The organism is Methanobrevibacter sp. (genome assembly GCF_045120835.1).
GTDB lineage: Archaea > Methanobacteriota > Methanobacteria > Methanobacteriales > Methanobacteriaceae > Methanocatella.
Genome location: NZ_JBGVFE010000083.1, coordinates 1 through 2,201, shown reverse-complemented (window position 1 = coordinate 2,201; position 2,201 = coordinate 1). Strand labels below are relative to the sequence as shown.

The window sequence follows — 2,201 nt, the reverse complement described above, 5'->3', positions numbered from 1 at the left end:
TGTCTTAACGTTGCCTGCACTGATTGTGCTTAAAATCTTAAAAGTGGTGGTTAACTTATATCCTGTAATCGGATCGGTTGAAACGACCTTATAGGTACCTGGCTGCAAGTCAACAGAAAGACTTGCTACTCCATTGCTGTTTGTTTTTCTTGTATAGGATTTTCCGTTAACAGTGATTGTTACATCCCTATTGGCCAAAGCATTTCCCTGACTGTCAAAGAATGTTGCAGTGTAGGGGTCATTTGCCTTGTAATATTTGCTAATGTCATTTGCCTTGATTGTGGACAATACTTCAAGTGTAAATGTAAGATTATTGCTTGCATCATATGAATCATCTCCTTCAAAGTAGGCAATTGCCGCGTATTTTCCAGGTGCCAAATCTATATTGAGACTTGCAATACCCTCATTATTGGTTGTAGCGGTATAATTGACATTATTTATTGCAAAATTAATGACCTTATTTGATAATGTTGCATTAGCGTTCAAGTCCTTCAAACTAACATCACAGGTTCCCTTATAATAGGTACTTGTGCTTTGTTTTGTTAGTTCTGTCTGATTTTTGCTAATAGTCTCTTTGGAAGTGTCATCATTGTTAGCTGATAAAGCATTTGAATTCAGATTTGTGGAATCTTGAGTATCTTCAAGCGGAAGATATTCATCGTCACTTGAAATTGCAGAATCCGAATCTGTTATATTGACATCACTTGCCGCAACAGCAGAAATGCATAATAGAAATGTGGCTGCCAAAAGCAAAATGCGCAATATTTTTGTATTCAAAATTATATTACCTCCAAAAATTTTTTTCATATCCGTGGGAACCGAATCCCACTTCACCAAATATTTATTACAAATATCTTATATAAAGCTTTTTATTTGATAAATCAATTTAAAATTACTTAATTTTTATAATTAAAACTTAAAATAGATAAAAATATAGCTTTTGATTAATATTCATCTGAATTTAACTATAAAAAGATAATTCCATATGAATTTGTTTATAACAAAATTGAAGCATATAAAAAACAGATTACTTCATATTGAGCTAATTATATGAAAATGCTTATAATCTAAACTTTTCTAATTAAAAAACATTGATTTAAGAGTTATTTAAGTAAAATCTATCATTTCTGAGTTATTCGATTTTAAATTAAAATGAAATAACGCATTTAATCAGTTTTTTTCAAAATCGTTATTTTTGAGTTTTTAAATTTCAAAAATAAGCACTAAAAACAATGGCCATTATCAAAACAGCAAATTTTTTAAACATCCAAAATATATTTATCATTATGCAGGGCAGTGCCGAGGAAATAAAAAGATCGATTGAAAACATTTATGAAAGGTTGGATAAAGTCTCACCTGTTGATTTTGACTGTGGAAAACTATGTGGAGAGATATGCTGCGTATATGACAGTGAGGAATATCCCAATGAAGACCTTGCACTCTTTCTTCTTCCGGGAGAAGAGCTGATGTATGAAGATAGCGATGAATTTGAACTGTATTATATTGATGCAAAGGAACTTGATTTTCCCCATTCCTGGGGGGGTGATGTCTGTCTGGTCAAATGCAGGAATCCTCCAAGATGTGACAGGAGCATAAGACCAATTCAATGCAGAACATTTCCTTTGGTGCCTCACATTTCAAAAAACGGCGAATTTCATCTTGTTCTTGATGAAAGTGAATTTCCATACAAATGTCCGATTATTGAAAATCATATTCAATTCAGGGATGATTTTCTAGAAGAAACATATGAAGTCTGGAAGATGCTGATACGAAATCCATTGGTTTATGATTTTGTTGACATGGACTCCAGAAGAAGGGAAAACAGAAAGATTCCCTTTGAAATTGTTATCTAATTTTAAATAATATAATTAATATATAGTATTAACATGATGCGAAAAGCATTGATTTTTCTAATAATAATTTTCATGTTCCTGGGCGTGGCCAGTGCAATAGACTCCTCAAACTGGTCTAGTGCAGATGTGGGCTATGAAACATTCAAGATACCTCCAAAATACGAAAATCCATACAGCAGTGATTTTCATATGTATGAATATGATGATGACATTGATGTTTTTACAATCAGATACGTCAATCCTGCCATAATGGATCTCTATGGTTATTTCATTGAGAAAAGCCAAGCGAAAAAGGTTGAGGTTGCAGGCCATGATGCTGTACACTTCACATCCTATGACAGACATGAT

The 2,201-nt window shown here is 32.8% G+C and carries 2 protein-coding genes and 1 pseudogene; 2 read left to right on the top strand and 1 reads right to left on the bottom strand.

Annotated features, from left to right (window positions below):
- A partial coding sequence (locus ACJMLO_RS07505; protein WP_405295456.1) for a SpaA isopeptide-forming pilin-related protein occupies positions 1-777 on the bottom strand: 777 nt, incomplete at its 3' end.
- 509 nt (positions 778-1,286) lie between these two features.
- Here ACJMLO_RS07505 and ACJMLO_RS07500 point away from each other — a divergent pair.
- Together ACJMLO_RS07500 and ACJMLO_RS07495 are read left to right on the top strand one after the other, a co-directional pair.
- The gene (locus tag ACJMLO_RS07500; protein WP_405295454.1) at positions 1,287-1,853 is read left to right on the top strand and encodes a hypothetical protein; all 567 of its coding nucleotides are present in this window, start codon (positions 1,287-1,289) and stop codon (positions 1,851-1,853) included.
- Between the two features lie 33 nt (positions 1,854-1,886).
- Positions 1,887-2,201, top strand: a pseudogene (locus tag ACJMLO_RS07495) (hypothetical protein); the annotation flags it as partial.